Below are 14,600 nucleotides of genomic sequence, written 5' to 3' on the forward strand. Positions count from 1 at the left end.
GTCATGGACGGAAGGGCGACTACGGTGGAAGCCGATGGTTGAGCGCGCCAGGCCGACCGCTTCCGTGGCGAGATACGGCTTCACCGACCCCCGTGCCGACGGGCAGCTGCGTGCTGCCGGTTGGTGGACCGAATCCGGCCCGGACAGCTCCGCTGCCGACGTGCTGTCAGCCCTTTCCCGCGCGGCGGATCCCGATCTGGCCTTGAGTGGACTCGACCGGATCAGGGAGGCCGATCCGGCTGCCTGGACTGAGCTCGACCAGGAGCTTCGGGCGAACCGCACCTTCCGTGGCCGGTTGCTCGGTGTTCTGGGCACCTCAAGCGCGCTCGCGGACTTCCTGGTCGGGAACACCGATTGCTGGAAGACCCTCCAGGGCGACAAGTGCACTGAGCCGGATCAGTACGTGAGCCGCCTTCTTGACCATTTACGGTCGGAAGGAGAGCTGCTCACAGGGCTTGAGTCAGAGCAGGCTCTTCGCGCCGGATACCGCGAACTGCTTCTCGGGATCGCGGCGGCCGACCTCGGTCATCTCGTCGAACCTGGCCTCCATCAGCCGCCCTATGCCGAAATCGGTGCTCAGCTCACCAAGCTGGCCGAGGCCGCACTCACGGTGGGCCTTCTGGTCGCGGAGTCAGAGGTGGGTGCCGGGGTCGAAGGCCGGCTGGCCGTGATCGCGATGGGCAAATGCGGTGGCCGAGAGCTGAACTATGTGAGCGACGTGGATGTCATCTTCGTCGGAGATGGAGATCTCTCGGTTTCGACGCGGCTGGCCAGCACGATGATGCGCGTGGTCGGCAAGGCCTGCTTCGAGGTCGACGCGGCTTTGCGCCCGGAGGGCAAGGCGGGCGCATTGGTCCGCACCCTCGACGGCCACGCTGCCTACTACCAGAAATGGGCCAAGACCTGGGAGTTCCAGGCGTTGCTCAAAGCGCGACCGGTCGCAGGCGACCCCGAGCTCGGGCGTCAGTACGCGGAGATGGTCGCTCCGAAAGTGTGGGCGGCGGCCGATCGGGAGAACTTCGTCCCCGAGGTGCAGAAGATGCGGCGCCGCGTCGAAGGCCACGTGCCCTCCGCGCACGCCGAGCGGGAACTGAAGCTGGGACGCGGCGGCCTTCGCGATGTCGAGTTCGCGGTGCAGTTGCTGCAGCTGGTCCACGGTCGAATCGATGCCGAGCTGCGTTCTCCGTCCACGATGGACGCGCTCGCCGCATTGGGGGAGGGCGGGTACGTCGGTCGCACGGATGCCGCGGAGCTTGGATCGTCGTACGAATTCCTCAGGACCATTGAGCATCGCCTCCAGCTTCGCCGGCTTCGGCGTACGCACCTGTTTCCCGCGGCTTCGGACGCGAGTGAGTTGCGAACGATCGCGAGGGCGAGCGGAGTTCGGCCCGCCCGTGGCCGGAGCGAAGGAGATGTGCTGCTGGCGGAGTTCCGGCGCCACCTGCAGAGCATCCGACGTCTTCACGAGAAGCTCTTCTACCGCCCGCTCCTGCAGTCCGTTGCGAACGTGCCCACCGAAGCACTACGGCTGACGACGAAACAGGCGGAAAGCCGCCTCGCCGCACTCGGCTACGCCGCGCCGGACGGGGCACTGCAGCACATCAAGGCACTGACTGCCGGAATGTCGCGTCGGGCGGCCATCCAGCAGGCTCTGCTGCCGGTCTTGCTGGACCTTCTCGCCGACACCCCGGACCCTGACCGCGGACTTCTGTCCTATCGGAAGGTCTCCGAGGCGCTTGAGCAAACTCCTTGGTACCTCAGGGTTCTTCGGGACGAGGGTGCTGTCGTCGAACGGCTCGCCTTCCTGCTGGGCACATCGCGGTTGGTGCCTGACCTGCTGGTGAGAGCGCCGGAAGTCCTGCAACTGCTCGGAGATCCCGCGCGCCTGGCGGGTCGCACCCCGGCGGAAGTGGCCATTTCACTACGAGCTGCGGTTCGCCGTCAGCCGGGTTTGAACGCCGCGGTCGCGGCCGCCAGATCGCTCCGACGGCACGAGATGCTGCGGATCGCGTCCGCCGACTTACTGGGGTTGCTCGATGTCCCCGCGGTCTGCGAGGCGCTGTCGAGTGTGTGGGTCGCCGTGTTGCAAGGCGCCTTGGCTGCGGCTTTTCGCCAGCGGCAGGCAGAGCTCGGCCAGACGCCCGCGAAGATCGCCGTCATCGGTATGGGGCGTCTGGGCGGAGCCGAACTCGGCTATGGATCCGACGCCGACGTGCTCTTCGTCTGCGAGCCGACTGAGGGGGTGTCGGACTCCGAAGCAGCGAAGTTCGCTTCCTCCGTCGCCGAGACGGTGCGCAAGATTCTCGGCGCGCCCAGCCCTGACCCTGCATTGGTCGTCGACGCCGATCTTCGTCCCGAAGGGCGGAGCGGCCCGTTGGTGCGGACCCTCGAGTCCTACCGCAGCTACTACGGACGGTGGGCGGAGGTCTGGGAATCGCAGGCACTGCTTCGGGCCCGGTTCATCGCCGGCGACGACGATCTCGGCGCACGGTTCATCGCAATGATCGACCCCATCCGCTACCCGCAGGCCGGCCTCGACGCGGTTCGAGTGCGCGAGATCAGACGGATCAAGGCGCGGGTGGAGACGGAGCGGATGCCCAAGGGCGCCGACCCGACAAGGCACACGAAACTCGGGCGCGGAGGGCTCGCCGACGTGGAGTGGACCGTGCAGCTCATGCAACTGCGTCACGGGCACGAGGTTGAGGGACTTCGGACCACGTCGACGATCGAAGCGCTGAAGGCCGCGGTGGAGGCAGGGCTCGCCGAGGCCGCCGAGATCGAATCTCTGACCGAAGCCTGGCTGTTGGCGACAAGGGTCCGGAACGCCGGGATGCTGGTCAGGGGCAAGGCCGTCGACGAGATCCCCAGCTCCGGTCGAGATCTCGCCGCGGTCGCGCGGGTACTCGGTTACTCCGCGGACGACGATCCAGGCGAGTTTCTTGATGCCTACCGGCGGACGACGCGGCGTGCCCATGCGGTCGTGGAGACCCTCTTCTACCAGGATCGACCGCTCTGACCTGCGAGAAGTGAGCAAGGGACCTTTGCTATCGCCTCGCCCACGCGCGGCAGGCGGTAGCAAAGGTCCCTTGCTCACACTTGGAGACGCGGACGGAGAGCGGCACTTAGAGTGGTCTGGTGACTGTGCGCGAGCCATTTCGCACCCGGATCAAGGTGCGCCATTACGAGCTGGACACTCTCGGCCATCTCAACCACGCCGTCTACCACTCGTACGGCGAGGTATCCAGGCTCGAGCTGATGGAGCTCGCCGGGGGCCTCAACTCGGGCATGCGAGACGCGAATCTCGCGTTCGTGCTGTTGGAGTCCCACATCGTGTTCCGACGCGAGCTTCGAGCCGGTGACGTCGTCGATGTGACCTGTGATGCCAAGTTCGGTACCGGCAAGACCTTCCACATGGACTCGAACATCTACAAGGTCGACGGCACCCTGTCCGCGGAAATCACCTGCACGCTGGGGCTGATGGATCTCGAGCGACGCAAGCTGGTGGATGACCCGCGCGGCCGTATCGAGCGTGCGGGCGTCGACCTGAAGGTTCTCTCCACCTCGGAGTAGTCGCTCCGCCGGACCAAAAGAAACGCCGGTGGTGAGGGCGTTTCCGCACCTCACCACCGGCGTGCTCTTGGTGTTGCTACCGCACGACTTACACGTCGTAGTACAGCGAGAACTCGTACGGGTGCGGGCGCAGCCGCAGCGGGTCGATCTCGTTCTCACGCTTGTAGGAGATCCACGTGTCGATCACGTCGGGGGTGAACACGCCACCCTCGAGCAGGTAATCGTGGTCGGCCTCGAGCGTGTCGAGAACCGCACCCAGGTCGCCAGGAACGAGCTTGACGTTCTGGGCCTCCTCCGGCGGGAGCTCGTAGAGGTCCTTGTCGATGGGCTCCGGCGGCTCGATCTTGTTCTTGATGCCGTCGAGACCGGCCATCATCATCGCCGAGAACGCCAGGTACGGGTTGCCGGACGAGTCCGGGCACCGGAACTCGGCGCGCTTGGCCTTCGGGTTGTTGCCCGTGATGGGGATACGGACACAAGCCGACCGGTTCCGCTGCGAGTACACCAGGCTGACCGGAGCCTCGAAGCCCGGCACGAGCCGGTGGTACGAGTTGACGGTCGGGTTGGTGAAGGCCAGCAGGCTCGGCGCGTGCTTGAGCAGACCGCCGATGTAGTGACGGGCGGTGTCGGACAGCCCCGCGTAACCCGACTCGTCGTGGAACAGCGGCGTGCCGTCCTTCCACAGCGACTGGTGGCAGTGCATACCCGAGCCGTTGTCACCGGCGAGCGGCTTCGGCATGAACGTCGCGGTCTTGCCGGCGGCGAACACGGTGTTCTTCACGATGTACTTGAACAGCTGCAGGTCGTCCGCAGCGTGCAGCAGCGTGTTGTACTTGTAGTTGATCTCGGTCTGACCAGCGGTGCCCACTTCGTGGTGCGCGCGCTCGATCTCGAAACCGGACCCCTGCAGCTTGCTGACGATCTCGTCGCGCAGGTCGGCGAAGTGGTCGACCGGCGGAACGGGGAAGTAGCCGCCCTTGAACTTCGTCTTGTAACCCTGGTTGCCGCCCGGCACGTCGGCACCGGTGTTCCACCAGCCCTCGACGGAGTCGATCTCGTGGAACGAGGCGTGCTCGGCGGAGTCGAACCGGATCGAGTCGAAGATGTAGAACTCGGCCTCCGGGCCGAAGAACACGTTGTCGGCGACGCCGTACTCGGAGATGTACTGCTCGGCCTTGCGCGCGATGTTGCGCGGGTCGCGGCTGTACGCCTCCCGGGTGAACGGGTCGTGCACGAAGAAGTTCAGCGAAAGCGTCTTGGCCTTGCGGAACGGGTCGATACGCGCGGTTTCGGGGTCCGGGAGGAGCAGCATGTCGGATTCGTGGATCGACTGGAACCCACGCACCGAGGAGCCGTCGAAGGCCAGGCCTTCTTCATAGGCTTCTTCGTTGAACGCCTTCGCCGGAACGGTGAAGTGCTGCATCACACCGGGCAGGTCGCAGAACCTGACGTCGACGACCTCTACGTTCTCGTCGGCGATAAGGCGCTGAATGTCGTCTGGAGTAGTGGGCACCCTCGGTGACTCCTTCTCGTTCGTTGCCGGCGGCAGTACTCTCTTCGGCTCACGCTAAGAGCGCGGTGTTGCCCGACCGTCACCCGTATGTTTCGCCGGTGTTAACGGGGCGGCGATATCGGGTAGTCGACCAGGGCGAATGTGGCCCGCGCCACCGGCATACCCTGGATGGGTGGCGAGATGGACCGGAGAATGGCTACCCGGAGCCGGGGACGAAACGACGGCCGGTGGCGAGGGTACGCAGCGATGGCGTGGTGAGCGACTCGGCTTGCCCCAATCGGGTGTCGGCTCGGTAGCGGGCGGTGGGGCACGACTCCTCGGGCTGGTCATCGATTTGGTGCTCGCCTCGTTGGTCACCACTCTCTTCGTGACACCCAACCTCCAGGATCCGGCCGTCATGCAGACGTTCAACCTCTGGTCTGTGGGTGTCTGGGCGGCCATCACGGTCATTCCCGCCACGTTCTTCGGCTTCACTCCGGGTATGGCAGTGGTCGGAGTCCGCGTTGCCAGGCTCGACGGCGCACAGATGGTCGGAGTGTGGCGTGCAGTAGTGCGGGCCGCACTGACCTTTCTGATCATCCCTGCCGCGCTCCGCAACATCGACGGCCGGAGCTGGCTCGACCGGCTGACCGGAACCGTCGTGATCCGGATGCGATGACCTCGGAAGAGAGAGCAAGGGATCTTTGCTCTCGCCAGAGGAACGGCTGCCTTGCTGACTGCGTTCAGGCGGCCGGTGCCGAGGGAGCACTGCCGAGTTCCGGGGGCGGTCGTTGCCGAGCGCGGCGGTGAGCTGCTCGCAGCTCCTGAATCACTACCAGCGGCTGGTCCCGTAGCTGCGCCGGACTTACCTGGACGACGATGAGGCCGACGGCGACCAAGGTGGGTATCTCGGATGCCTTGTCCGGTTCGAGAGAGATCTCCTCGTAGCGGAGTTGCATGGCGACCCCGACCTTTGGCCACCAGACTTCGGCGACACCGATGGCCTCCCCAGCCGAAGTTCGTAGCTCGGCCTTCCTCATCGGTTTGGGCAGTCCACTGCGGTCGAGCACGGTCTCCAGCCATTGCTCCACGGCGGAGTCGACACCGTCCTGGAGTGCGCCGACGACGATGCGGGGGAGTGCCGAGCCGATCGTGCTGGCCTGCGCCAGCTCGGTTCGAAGTTTCTCTGGAGTGCAGAGTCCGCGGTGGACCGCGTCGTGGATCATCGCTCGCACGGAGTGGAGTTCGTCCATGCGGCGAGCCGCGTCGATCAGGGCCCGGGCGAGCGGAGCTACCGGCAGCCCGTCGATCTCCACTGGTTCCGGTAGGTGGATCGTTCGTTCGACGACGGCGAATCCCCAGGTGGCGACCTTGCTCCGGTGGGGGATCAAGGTGTGGGCCCGTCTTTCCGGTGGAAGTCTTCTGACCCCGTACAACCGGGCAGCCTGGACTCCGGTGAGCATCGCGTCCGGACCCGCGTGAGTCAGCGCGATCTTCAGAAGCTGATGCCTGGTCGGCGCGGCGTCGGTCAGAAGGATGACGCCGGGAATCGGACGTCGCCACGGGCCGTCTTCGCGACAGCGGCGCGAGATCCAGGAGTGGGAGTGGCCCAGGGCGACAAGTTTCGCCCGGGCGGCCACACCGTCCGGGAACATCGCTGCCAGCGCCGCCTGCAAGGCACCTGGGATTCCGTCCACGCAGTGATCATGCGACCACCCACCGACAGTTTTTGTTCGGAAACGAATCAGGGGTCCTTTGCTACCACGCGAGGCGGTAGCAAAGGACCCCTGATGCTCGTTTGGTCAGCGGCGGCGGATGGTGCGCTGGACGTTGCGCATCTTCGCGCCGGCCGGCATCGGGCCCTTGGGCATCGCGGCGCCGCGGCTGCCGAGGGCGGCCAGCTTCGCTTCCAGCGCGTCCACCTGGGCGGGCTTGAGGTTGCGCGGGAGCTTCATGAGGTAGCCCTGAAGCTTCTTCAGCGGCACCTGCTGCTCTTCGTTCCCGATGATCACGTTGTAGATCGGGGTCTCACCGATCAGGCGGGAAACGCGCTTCTTCTCCTGCGCGAGCAGGGACTTCACGCGGTGCGGCGCACCTTCGGCGACGAGTACGACACCCGGGCCACCGAGTACTCGGTGCACGGCGTCGAGCTGGGTCGTGGCCGCCACTGTCGGCGTCACCTTCCAGCGGCCTCGCATGTTCTCGAGTGCCCAGGCCGCGGCGCCCGGCTGTCCGTCCGCCTTCGAATACACGGTCTTCTGGACCCGCCTGCCGAAGATGATCACAGCGGCGAGTGCGCCGAGCAGAATGCCCAGCGGCAGCACGACCCAGTGGACGTCGAAGATGAACCCGATGCCGAAAACGACACCGGTGATGACCAGGAGCGATCCGGCCATCCAGGGGATGAGCGCCTTGTCTTCCTTGCGCTGCATCTTGAAGGCCTCGAAGATCTGCCCGCGGCGAGCCTTGCTCGCGGCGCGCTTCTCCTTCTTGGCCAGCTTCGCTGCTTCCTTGTCCTGCTTTCCCGCCATGTGACCAGGATACGGCCGCGTGCCCTGCGTCGATCCCGTCGGGCCCTCTGCGAGGATCGGGGCGTGGTTAGCGCATCGTCCCCGAAGAGTCGTCCAGGCCTGCTCGATGGGCTCGATCCCGAGCAACGCGCCGCCGCCTGCGCGCCGAGGGGGCCGGTCTGTGTTCTCGCTGGAGCGGGGACAGGCAAGACTCGGACGATCACGCATCGCATCGCTCATTTGGTCCGTTCCGGGCACGTCGCCGCTGGTCAGGTCCTTGCGGTGACCTTCACGACCCGCGCCGCGGGCGAGATGCGAGCGCGCCTTCGGGGCTTGGGTGTCGAAGCCGCCCAGGCGCTTACTTTCCACGCCGCCGCTCGCCGTCAGCTTCGGTACTTCTGGCCGCAAGTCGTCGGGGACCGGCCGTGGGAGCTGCTCGAGAACAAGTTCCGCTACATCAGCCAAGCCGCGAACAAGGCCGGCCTCGGCACCGAGACGGAGCTCCTGCGCGACCTCGCCAGTGAGATCGAGTGGAGCAAGGCCTCTTTGGTATCGCCGGACGACTATCCGGCCGTCGCCGCACGCACTCAGCGGGACACCCCCGCGCCCGCGTCGCAGGTCGCGGAGGTCTACCGCAACTACGAGAAGGTCAAGAACGCCGCGCAGGTGCTCGATTTCGACGACCTGCTCCTGCACACCACCGCCGTCCTCGAGGAGCACACGGTCGTGGCCCAGGAGTTCCGCGAGCGCTACCGCTGTTTTGTCGTCGACGAGTACCAGGACGTCACTCCGCTCCAGCAGCGGCTGCTCGACGCGTGGCTCGGCGGCCGCGACGACTTGACCGTGGTCGGCGACGCCAACCAGACCATCTACTCGTTCGGTGGTGCCTCTCCTCGGCCGCTGCTGGAGTTCACTCGGAGGTTCCCCGAGGCGACGGTCGTGCGGCTCGAGCGGGACTACCGCTCGACTCCGGAGGTCGTGGCTCTCGCCAACCAGGTGATCGGCGCCGCCCGTGGTCGTCCCGCGGGGTCGAGGTTGAAACTCATCGGCCAGCGTCCCTCGGGGCCGGTCCCGCGTTTCGCCGAATATGACGACGAGACCGCCGAGGCGGCCGCAGTCGCACGCAGGATCCGTGACCTGCTCGACGGCGGAGTGGCGGCCAGCGAGATCGCCGTTCTCTACCGGGTCAACGCCCAATCAGAGGCCTACGAGCAGGCGCTGGCGGAAGTGGGCATTCCGTACCTGGTCCGCGGCGGCGAGCGGTTCTTCGCCAGGGCCGAGGTTCGGCAGGCGATGTCCGCGTTGCGGATGGCGTCGACCGACGCCGACACCGGCGAGCTCGTGACCAGGGTTCGCTCCGTGCTCGCGAAGGTGGGGCTGACCGACCAGCCTCCGGCCGGCGGCGCGGCGAAGGAGCGGTGGGACGCGCTTCTGTCGATCGTCGAGCTGGCGGAGGAGCTGGCTTCCACGATCGACGACGCGGACCTGCCCCGATTCGTGGCGGAGCTCGAGCAGCGGGCCACCGCGCAGCATCCGCCGACGGTGGAGGGCATCACTTTGGCCTCGCTTCACGCGGCGAAGGGCCTCGAATGGGACGCCGTGTTCCTTGTCGGGCTCGCCGAGGGGACCATGCCGATCCTCCACGCTGACGGTGACGACGCGGCCATCGAGGAAGAGCGCCGCCTTTTCTATGTCGGCGTCACCCGGGCCCGAGAGCACCTCTCGCTGTCGTGGGCTTTGGCCAGGACGTCGGGCAACCGCCGCAACCGGCGGCGCAGCCGATTCCTCTACGGCCTGATCCCCGAAGACCACCCGGCAGCGAGGGTCGCGCGAGCTCAGCAGCCGAAGCAGTCCGGTACCAAGGCGCGGTGCCGGGTGTGCGGCGGGCCGCTGCTGGAGACCCTGGACATCAAGCTGGGGCGCTGTTCCCGTTGCCCGTCCAACGTGGATGAGCAACTTCTCGAAAAGCTGAGGTCCTGGCGAGGGGAACGCTCCCGCGAACTCAAGGTGCCGGCTTTCGTCGTCTTCACGGACGCGACGCTGGTCGCCATCGCCGAGCAGCGGCCGACTGATGACACAGCGTTGTGCGCCATCTCCGGGATCGGCGCGACGAAGCTCGAACGCTTCGGGGCGGAGGTTCTCGACGTCGTGCGGGCCTCGGTGGAGTCTTGACCGCGTCGCCGGCTTGATCCGCGCGGCGAACCCGCTGCTCAGAGCCGATCTTCGTAGCTTCGACGGTTTTTCTGGAAAATAAGTTGCCCCGGTATGGTCAGGGGCAATAACCTGCTGGTACCGGGCGGAAGCGCCCGGCTGGGGAAGAACTTCTACAACACAGCGTAGACCGCAGGGCGGTTCGCGCGCGACAGAGAAAGGTGGTGCCGGTGAAATGACGATCAAGATGACGCTCACGAGCCCTGGCACCCGTCTGTCCTGCATCGCGGAAGTCCCGCAGGCTCAGCGTCAGGGCACCTTCATGCCCGTGAGCACCCTTGCCGCCCGCGGCACCTTGCGTCTCGACCTGAGCCGGATCGCCGCTGACGAAACCTTCACGCACGTTGCCGCCTTCGGTGGAGCGTACGTGAACGGTGGCGTCGATCTGCCGGTCATCAAGCAGTTCCGTGTTCCGTTGTCCATACGGGAGCGAAGTTCCTGACCTAGTCAGGACTAGAGGCTCACGAAGGCCGCGGAACCGGTTACCGGATCCGCGGCCTTCGTGTTTTTGCTGCACAAACAAGTTGGCTGCACAACCTAATTGGGGTTCAGCGTTGTCCAGTTCCACCGTCAGTAAGAAATCCGTCACGGAACAGAGGAGTGCACTCATGTCATCGGCCATAGCTTTCGCGCCGGGGGAGGCCCTGCCCTTCGCCGACGCAGGCGTCGTCGACCTGCTCGACGCCATCGACTCGCCCGAGTCGATGCTTCCCTGCCGTTCGGGCGACGCGGACCTCTGGTTCGCCGAGTCGCCGGCAGAGCTCGAGCGCGCGAAGGCGTTCTGCGGGGACTGCCCGGTCCGTTCCGCCTGCCTCGCGGGCGCCCTTTCGCGGCGTGAGCCGTGGGGTGTCTGGGGCGGCGAGATCTTCGAACGCGGCGTTGTCGTCGCGCGGAAGCGGCCCCGTGGCCGCCCCCGCAAGAACCCGGTCGTCGAGCCCGCCGCCGAGGCGCGCCCCGTTGCGCACAAGGTCGAGCGGAGCGCCGCGGCATGACCGTCGAACCCATCACCACCAGGGATTACGAGGCGCGGACGGGTAACCGAACTCTCGCGCCTGCCAAGTTGAACGAGATCAAGGTCGAGGAGACCAGCGAAATGTTGCTTTATGAAGAACTGTCCAGAGCCCGAATACGAGACCTCGAAGAGGGAGTCCGCGCGCAACGGGCTCGGAGCGGCGCACGCGCCGTACGCAGGTGGACCAAGGTCGCCCGTTGGGCGAGTCGGCGAGCCGAGCGCCTTCAGGCCTGACCCTACGGGGAAGCAGGGGACCTTTGCTATCGCCGCGCGGCAGCAAAGGTCCCCCGCTCCCCCTTTGGGCGTGGTGCGGTTCGGGGGTGGTGTTCACTGGGGGAATGGCCGTACACACGCACGACGACATCGACTGGGCGGACCGGCTTCGGTCGCTTCGCATGGCCGAGGCGCTCGACGCCGAGCCGACACGGGAGGCGGCCCGCCGGCTGCTGGATGGCATGCCGGACGGGCCGACCATCGTCGACGTCGGCTGCGGCGCGGGCGGGATGAGCGTCCTCTTCGCCGAGGAGCTCACCTCGGCCGGAGCCAGGATCGTGCTGGTCGACGCGACCGAGCACCTGCTGGCCGAGGCGCACAAGGTTGTCAGCGCTGTCGCTGGGGACAGGGCCGCCGTCGAGACGATCCACGCCGACGTTGCCGACGGCGGGTTGCCCGCCAAACTGCCTCCCGCAGATCTGGTCTGGGCATCACGCGTGGTTCACCACCTGCCCGACCAGCAAGCGGCGATCGGCACCCTCGCCAAGCTCGCCCGCCCTGGCGGGCTGGTCGCCATCTCCGAGGGCGGCCTGGACTTCAACTGCCTCCCCTGGGACCTCGGCATCGGCCGCCCTGGGCTCGAGGAGCGACTCCTCGCCGCGCGAGGCGAGTGGTTCGCCGAGATGCGAGCGGGCATCCCCGGCTCCGTCTCCATGCCCTACGGCTGGAACATCGCACTCCAGCGGGCCGGTCTCGACGACGTCGATTCCTTCGGGGTGCTCATCCACCACCCGGCGCCCGGTCCGGACCTGCTGCGCGAGTTCGTCCTCGAGCGGATTACCTGGCTGACCGAGGTGGCGGGCGACCTCCTGAGCGCCGAAGACCGCGAAACCGCGGCCGCCTTGCTGGATCCAGCGGACCCAGCCTTCCTCGGCGCACGTCAGGATCTGTTCCTACAGGGGGCGAAGACGATCCATCGCGGGTGTCGGCCGTGAGTGACCAGGTCGGTTGCTCGTTGTGCGGCCGGATCCGCGGCGCCGACGAGGAGCCCGCGCAGACGCTCGCTTGGATGTCCACCCGCGAGAACGGCGTCGTGCGCTGGACGTGTCCTGCCTGCGCTCGCCGCCACACCCGCGACATCGAGGGAAAACTGCCGGACGAGTACTGGTGAGCCCTCAGGCCGCGTCGCCGATCCGGCCGATCGTGCGGACCTTCGGGCGTGGTGTCCGTGCCGCTTCGGCGAACGCCCTGACGAGCTCGGCCGCCACTTCCATCGGAACCTTCTTCAGCTGGTCGATGGTGCAGCGGACCAGGACGGTTCCGGTCGCGGTCAGTGCCAGCGGATGAAAATTCGCGGCGCCCTGTTTCGGGGCACGGAACTGCCAGGCCAGGCCGATGTCGTCCCACCAAGCATCGGCAACGCCGATGGGGCGCCCTCGTCGGTCGCAGATCGTCATGTTCCATGACGGCGACGGCAGCGGGCAGCCGCCGAGAGCCTTCTTCGCCAAGCCATGCGCGTAGGTCTCTTCGGGATCGACACGACGCAGAGCCGTACGGACCGCCGCTGAGCCTCGCCGGTTACCGGAATCGAGCTCCTCGTTGAGCTCTTCGAGCGTGCACAGACCCCAGTACAGCGGTAGCGAGATCAACTCGTCGATCCGTGCCGGATCGAGCTCCAACCGGGCCAGATCGAGCGCCGCCCGGGCGGGCGGGGCGAACGGGACGCCGTCGATCGAGGTCGGCGGCGGCATCCGTGTGGTTCTTCGGGGCAGCATGCCGGGTTCCGCCGGCATACGGCGATAGTCGGGGACGAGGAGATGGACCTCCCGCGTCAGCGGGCAGTCCACGCCTCGCGCGCGAAGCGCGTCGGAGCCCGTCACCACGACGTCCGGCCCGAACCGCGCGACGGCGGCCTGTAGCAGCTGAAGCCGGGTGGGCGCGGAGTCGCGCAACAGGATCACACCCGGCATCAGCCTTCGCCAAGGACCGCCCGGACCGCAGAGCTTCGCTGCGTAACGCGCGGTCACGCCCGCCTTGCGCAGCTCGCGGCTGGTGATGATCCCGGACTCGCTGGTGTTACTGAGCGCCATGAGTCGGGCGCTTCGTGTAGTGGTCATGGATCGAGAATGACCGTTGGGCCGTCCGGGTGGAACAGCTTCCGCGAAGTTGTGGACAACTCGCCCGGCGACCCCGATTTCGGCTCAGTTCCCACGATCCCTGTGGATAACTTCTCAGGCCGCGAAGCCCGGCTGCCATCGTTCGACGATCGCGCGGGCGGGGATTTCGGCGTCGAGCTGACAGAGGATGCCGGTCGATCCGGCGGTCACCCGGTGGATCATCAGGTATTCGGGCGGCAGGTTGAGCGAGCGGCCGATCCGGAAATCCCGGCCCCGGGTGTCGCCGACCCGGCCCGCCTGACGTTGCATCCAGCGTCGGGTGAAGTGGAACGTCTCGCCCGCCAGCGGCTCGGTGAACGGCGCCAGGTAGGCGAGCACGTCATCGGCTTGCAGATCCGCGTCGGCCCGGATGAAACCGGACTCCCTGAGCAGCCGCATGAGCTTCGAGGACTCGCCGTCGAGCGCCAACCTGGTCATCTCGCCGAGGTGCTGCGGAATCCCTTCGGGCAGCCGGGACACCCCGCCGAAGTCGATCACGCAGAGCCTGCCGTCGTCGGTCAGCATGAAGTTGCCGGGATGGGGGTCCGAATGCAGCAGCCGGGCCCGTTCCGGCGACGAGTAGTGGAACTCGGTGAGCAGGCGGCCGGCGCGATCCCGTGTCTCCTTGTCACCGCCGGCGATGATCTTCGACAGCGGAGTGCCGGTGACCCACTCCGTGACGACGACCTTTGGAGCGCTGGCGACCACACGGGGGATCAAAAATCCCGGGACGTTTTCGAAGGCCTTCACGAAAGCACGCTGGTTCTGGGCTTCCGCCTGGTAGTCGAGCTCTTCGTTCATCCGCTCGGCGAGTTCCGCCAGGAGAGGTTTCACCTCGGTTCCCGGCACGAAAGCCTGGAACAACCGGCTGAAACGCTGGAGCTGCCGAAGGTCGCTCCGCAAGGCGTCGTCGGCTCCGGGGTACTGGACCTTGACGGCGACTTCGCGGCCGTCGTGCCAGGTCGCGCGGTGGACCTGGCCGATGCTCGCGGACGCGGCCGGTTCGTCGTCGAAGGCGGCGAACCGCTGCTGCCAGGTGCGTCCCAGTTGCTCGGCGAGGACCCGATGGGTCTGCCGGGTGGGCATGGGCGGCGCTGCCGCCTGAAGCTTCGTCAGGGCCTCGCGATAGGGCTTCGCCATCTCATCCGGCACCGCGGCCTCGAAGACGCTCAGCGCCTGGCCGAACTTCATCGCGCCGCCTTTGAGCGTGCCGAGGACCTCGAAGAGTTGCTCCGCGGCCTTGGCGGACAGCGTTGCGTTGACCTCTTCGGCACTCTGCCCGGTCAGCCGCCTTCCCCAGCCTCCGACCGCCCGGCCCGCTATGCCGAGCGGGATACTGGCCAGCTTCGCCGTTCGCGCGGCCCCGTTGCGGGGGATGGCGGCTTCACGGTCCTCGGCGCTGCGGGAGTCGGTCACCTTCGCGATTCTGCCTTGAT

Annotated in this window: 14 protein-coding genes; 9 read left to right on the forward strand and 5 right to left on the reverse strand. The window is 66.9% G+C overall.

Going from position 1 to position 14,600, the window contains the following annotated elements; genetic code table 11:
* Positions 1 to 34 precede the first annotated feature (34 nt).
* Both HDA45_RS27190 and HDA45_RS27195 read left to right on the forward strand, forming a co-directional pair.
* Positions 35 to 3,016: a bifunctional [glutamine synthetase] adenylyltransferase/[glutamine synthetase]-adenylyl-L-tyrosine phosphorylase gene (locus tag HDA45_RS27190; protein ID WP_184899968.1), complete on the forward strand. Its 2,982-nt coding sequence runs from the start codon at positions 35 to 37 to the stop codon at positions 3,014 to 3,016.
* A 119-nt stretch (positions 3,017 to 3,135) separates the two neighbouring features.
* On the forward strand, positions 3,136 to 3,570 hold the full coding sequence (locus HDA45_RS27195) for an acyl-CoA thioesterase (protein WP_020633826.1): 435 nt from the start codon (positions 3,136 to 3,138) through the stop codon (positions 3,568 to 3,570).
* An 88-nt stretch (positions 3,571 to 3,658) separates the two neighbouring features.
* Here the strand turns inward: HDA45_RS27195 and glnA are convergent, their stop codons facing one another.
* Positions 3,659 to 5,083 (reverse strand): type I glutamate--ammonia ligase, encoded by a 1,425-nt coding sequence (glnA, locus tag HDA45_RS27200; RefSeq protein WP_076168933.1) that lies wholly within the window; start codon positions 5,081 to 5,083, stop codon positions 3,659 to 3,661.
* A gap of 172 nt (positions 5,084 to 5,255) precedes the next feature.
* Here glnA and HDA45_RS27205 point away from each other — a divergent pair, with 172 nt between their 5' ends.
* Positions 5,256 to 5,741: an RDD family protein gene (locus HDA45_RS27205; protein ID WP_184899970.1), complete on the forward strand. Its 486-nt coding sequence runs from the start codon at positions 5,256 to 5,258 to the stop codon at positions 5,739 to 5,741.
* A 64-nt stretch (positions 5,742 to 5,805) separates the two neighbouring features.
* On the opposite strand, the gene HDA45_RS27210 is transcribed toward HDA45_RS27205, so the two are convergent.
* Both HDA45_RS27210 and HDA45_RS27215 read right to left on the reverse strand, forming a co-directional pair.
* Positions 5,806 to 6,759 carry a hypothetical protein gene (locus HDA45_RS27210; protein WP_343072158.1) on the reverse strand — a complete coding sequence of 318 codons (954 nt, stop codon included), beginning with the start codon at positions 6,757 to 6,759 and terminating at the stop codon, positions 5,806 to 5,808.
* 105 nt (positions 6,760 to 6,864) lie between these two features.
* Positions 6,865 to 7,593, reverse strand: a complete 729-nt coding sequence (locus tag HDA45_RS27215; protein WP_076168932.1) for a DUF4191 domain-containing protein — start codon at positions 7,591 to 7,593, stop codon at positions 6,865 to 6,867.
* Between the two features lie 63 nt (positions 7,594 to 7,656).
* Between HDA45_RS27215 and HDA45_RS27220 the strand changes: the two genes are divergently transcribed.
* From HDA45_RS27220 to HDA45_RS27240, 6 genes are all read left to right on the forward strand, one after another.
* On the forward strand, positions 7,657 to 9,744 hold the full coding sequence (locus HDA45_RS27220; RefSeq protein WP_184899972.1) for a UvrD-helicase domain-containing protein: 2,088 nt from the start codon (positions 7,657 to 7,659) through the stop codon (positions 9,742 to 9,744).
* Positions 9,745 to 9,958: 214 nt separating this feature from the next.
* Entirely contained in the window at positions 9,959 to 10,225 is a 267-nt protein-coding gene (locus tag HDA45_RS27225) for a hypothetical protein (RefSeq protein WP_184899974.1), read from the forward strand.
* Positions 10,226 to 10,391: 166 nt separating this feature from the next.
* On the forward strand, positions 10,392 to 10,775 hold the full coding sequence (locus tag HDA45_RS27230; RefSeq protein WP_281400801.1) for a WhiB family transcriptional regulator: 384 nt from the start codon (positions 10,392 to 10,394) through the stop codon (positions 10,773 to 10,775).
* Positions 10,772 to 11,029, forward strand: a complete 258-nt coding sequence (locus HDA45_RS42470) for a hypothetical protein (RefSeq protein ID WP_246480800.1) — start codon at positions 10,772 to 10,774, stop codon at positions 11,027 to 11,029. The genes HDA45_RS27230 and HDA45_RS42470 overlap by 4 nt, the downstream gene beginning before the upstream one ends.
* Before the next feature lie 104 nt (positions 11,030 to 11,133).
* Positions 11,134 to 12,003, forward strand: a complete 870-nt coding sequence (locus HDA45_RS27235) for a class I SAM-dependent methyltransferase (protein WP_184899976.1) — start codon at positions 11,134 to 11,136, stop codon at positions 12,001 to 12,003.
* Complete coding sequence (locus tag HDA45_RS27240) at positions 12,000 to 12,179, forward strand: hypothetical protein (RefSeq protein WP_184899978.1); 180 nt, start codon at positions 12,000 to 12,002, stop codon at positions 12,177 to 12,179. Before HDA45_RS27235 ends, HDA45_RS27240 begins: the two co-directional genes overlap by 4 nt.
* Before the next feature lie 4 nt (positions 12,180 to 12,183).
* Here HDA45_RS27240 and HDA45_RS27245 read toward each other — a convergent pair whose 3' ends face one another.
* Positions 12,184 to 13,098 carry a hypothetical protein gene (locus tag HDA45_RS27245; protein WP_184906092.1) on the reverse strand — a complete coding sequence of 305 codons (915 nt, stop codon included), beginning with the start codon at positions 13,096 to 13,098 and terminating at the stop codon, positions 12,184 to 12,186.
* A 141-nt stretch (positions 13,099 to 13,239) separates the two neighbouring features.
* On the reverse strand, positions 13,240 to 14,580 hold the full coding sequence (locus HDA45_RS27250) for an AarF/UbiB family protein (protein ID WP_184899980.1): 1,341 nt from the start codon (positions 14,578 to 14,580) through the stop codon (positions 13,240 to 13,242).
* Positions 14,581 to 14,600 lie beyond the last annotated feature (20 nt).

The organism is Amycolatopsis umgeniensis, assembly GCF_014205155.1.
Lineage (GTDB): Bacteria > Actinomycetota > Actinomycetes > Mycobacteriales > Pseudonocardiaceae > Amycolatopsis > Amycolatopsis umgeniensis.

Coding starts and splice junctions, on each gene's coding strand:
- HDA45_RS27190 (WP_184899968.1), top strand. CDS start 35: ATGGTTGAGCGCGCCAGGCCGACCGCTTCCGTGGCGAGATACGGCTTC.
- HDA45_RS27215 (WP_076168932.1), bottom strand. CDS start 7,593: ATGGCGGGAAAGCAGGACAAGGAAGCAGCGAAGCTGGCCAAGAAGGAG.
- HDA45_RS27225 (WP_184899974.1), top strand. CDS start 9,959: ATGACGATCAAGATGACGCTCACGAGCCCTGGCACCCGTCTGTCCTGC.
- HDA45_RS27230 (WP_281400801.1), top strand. CDS start 10,392: ATGTCATCGGCCATAGCTTTCGCGCCGGGGGAGGCCCTGCCCTTCGCC.
- HDA45_RS42470 (WP_246480800.1), top strand. CDS start 10,772: ATGACCGTCGAACCCATCACCACCAGGGATTACGAGGCGCGGACGGGT.
- HDA45_RS27235 (WP_184899976.1), top strand. CDS start 11,134: ATGGCCGTACACACGCACGACGACATCGACTGGGCGGACCGGCTTCGG.
- HDA45_RS27245 (WP_184906092.1), bottom strand. CDS start 13,098: ATGGCGCTCAGTAACACCAGCGAGTCCGGGATCATCACCAGCCGCGAG.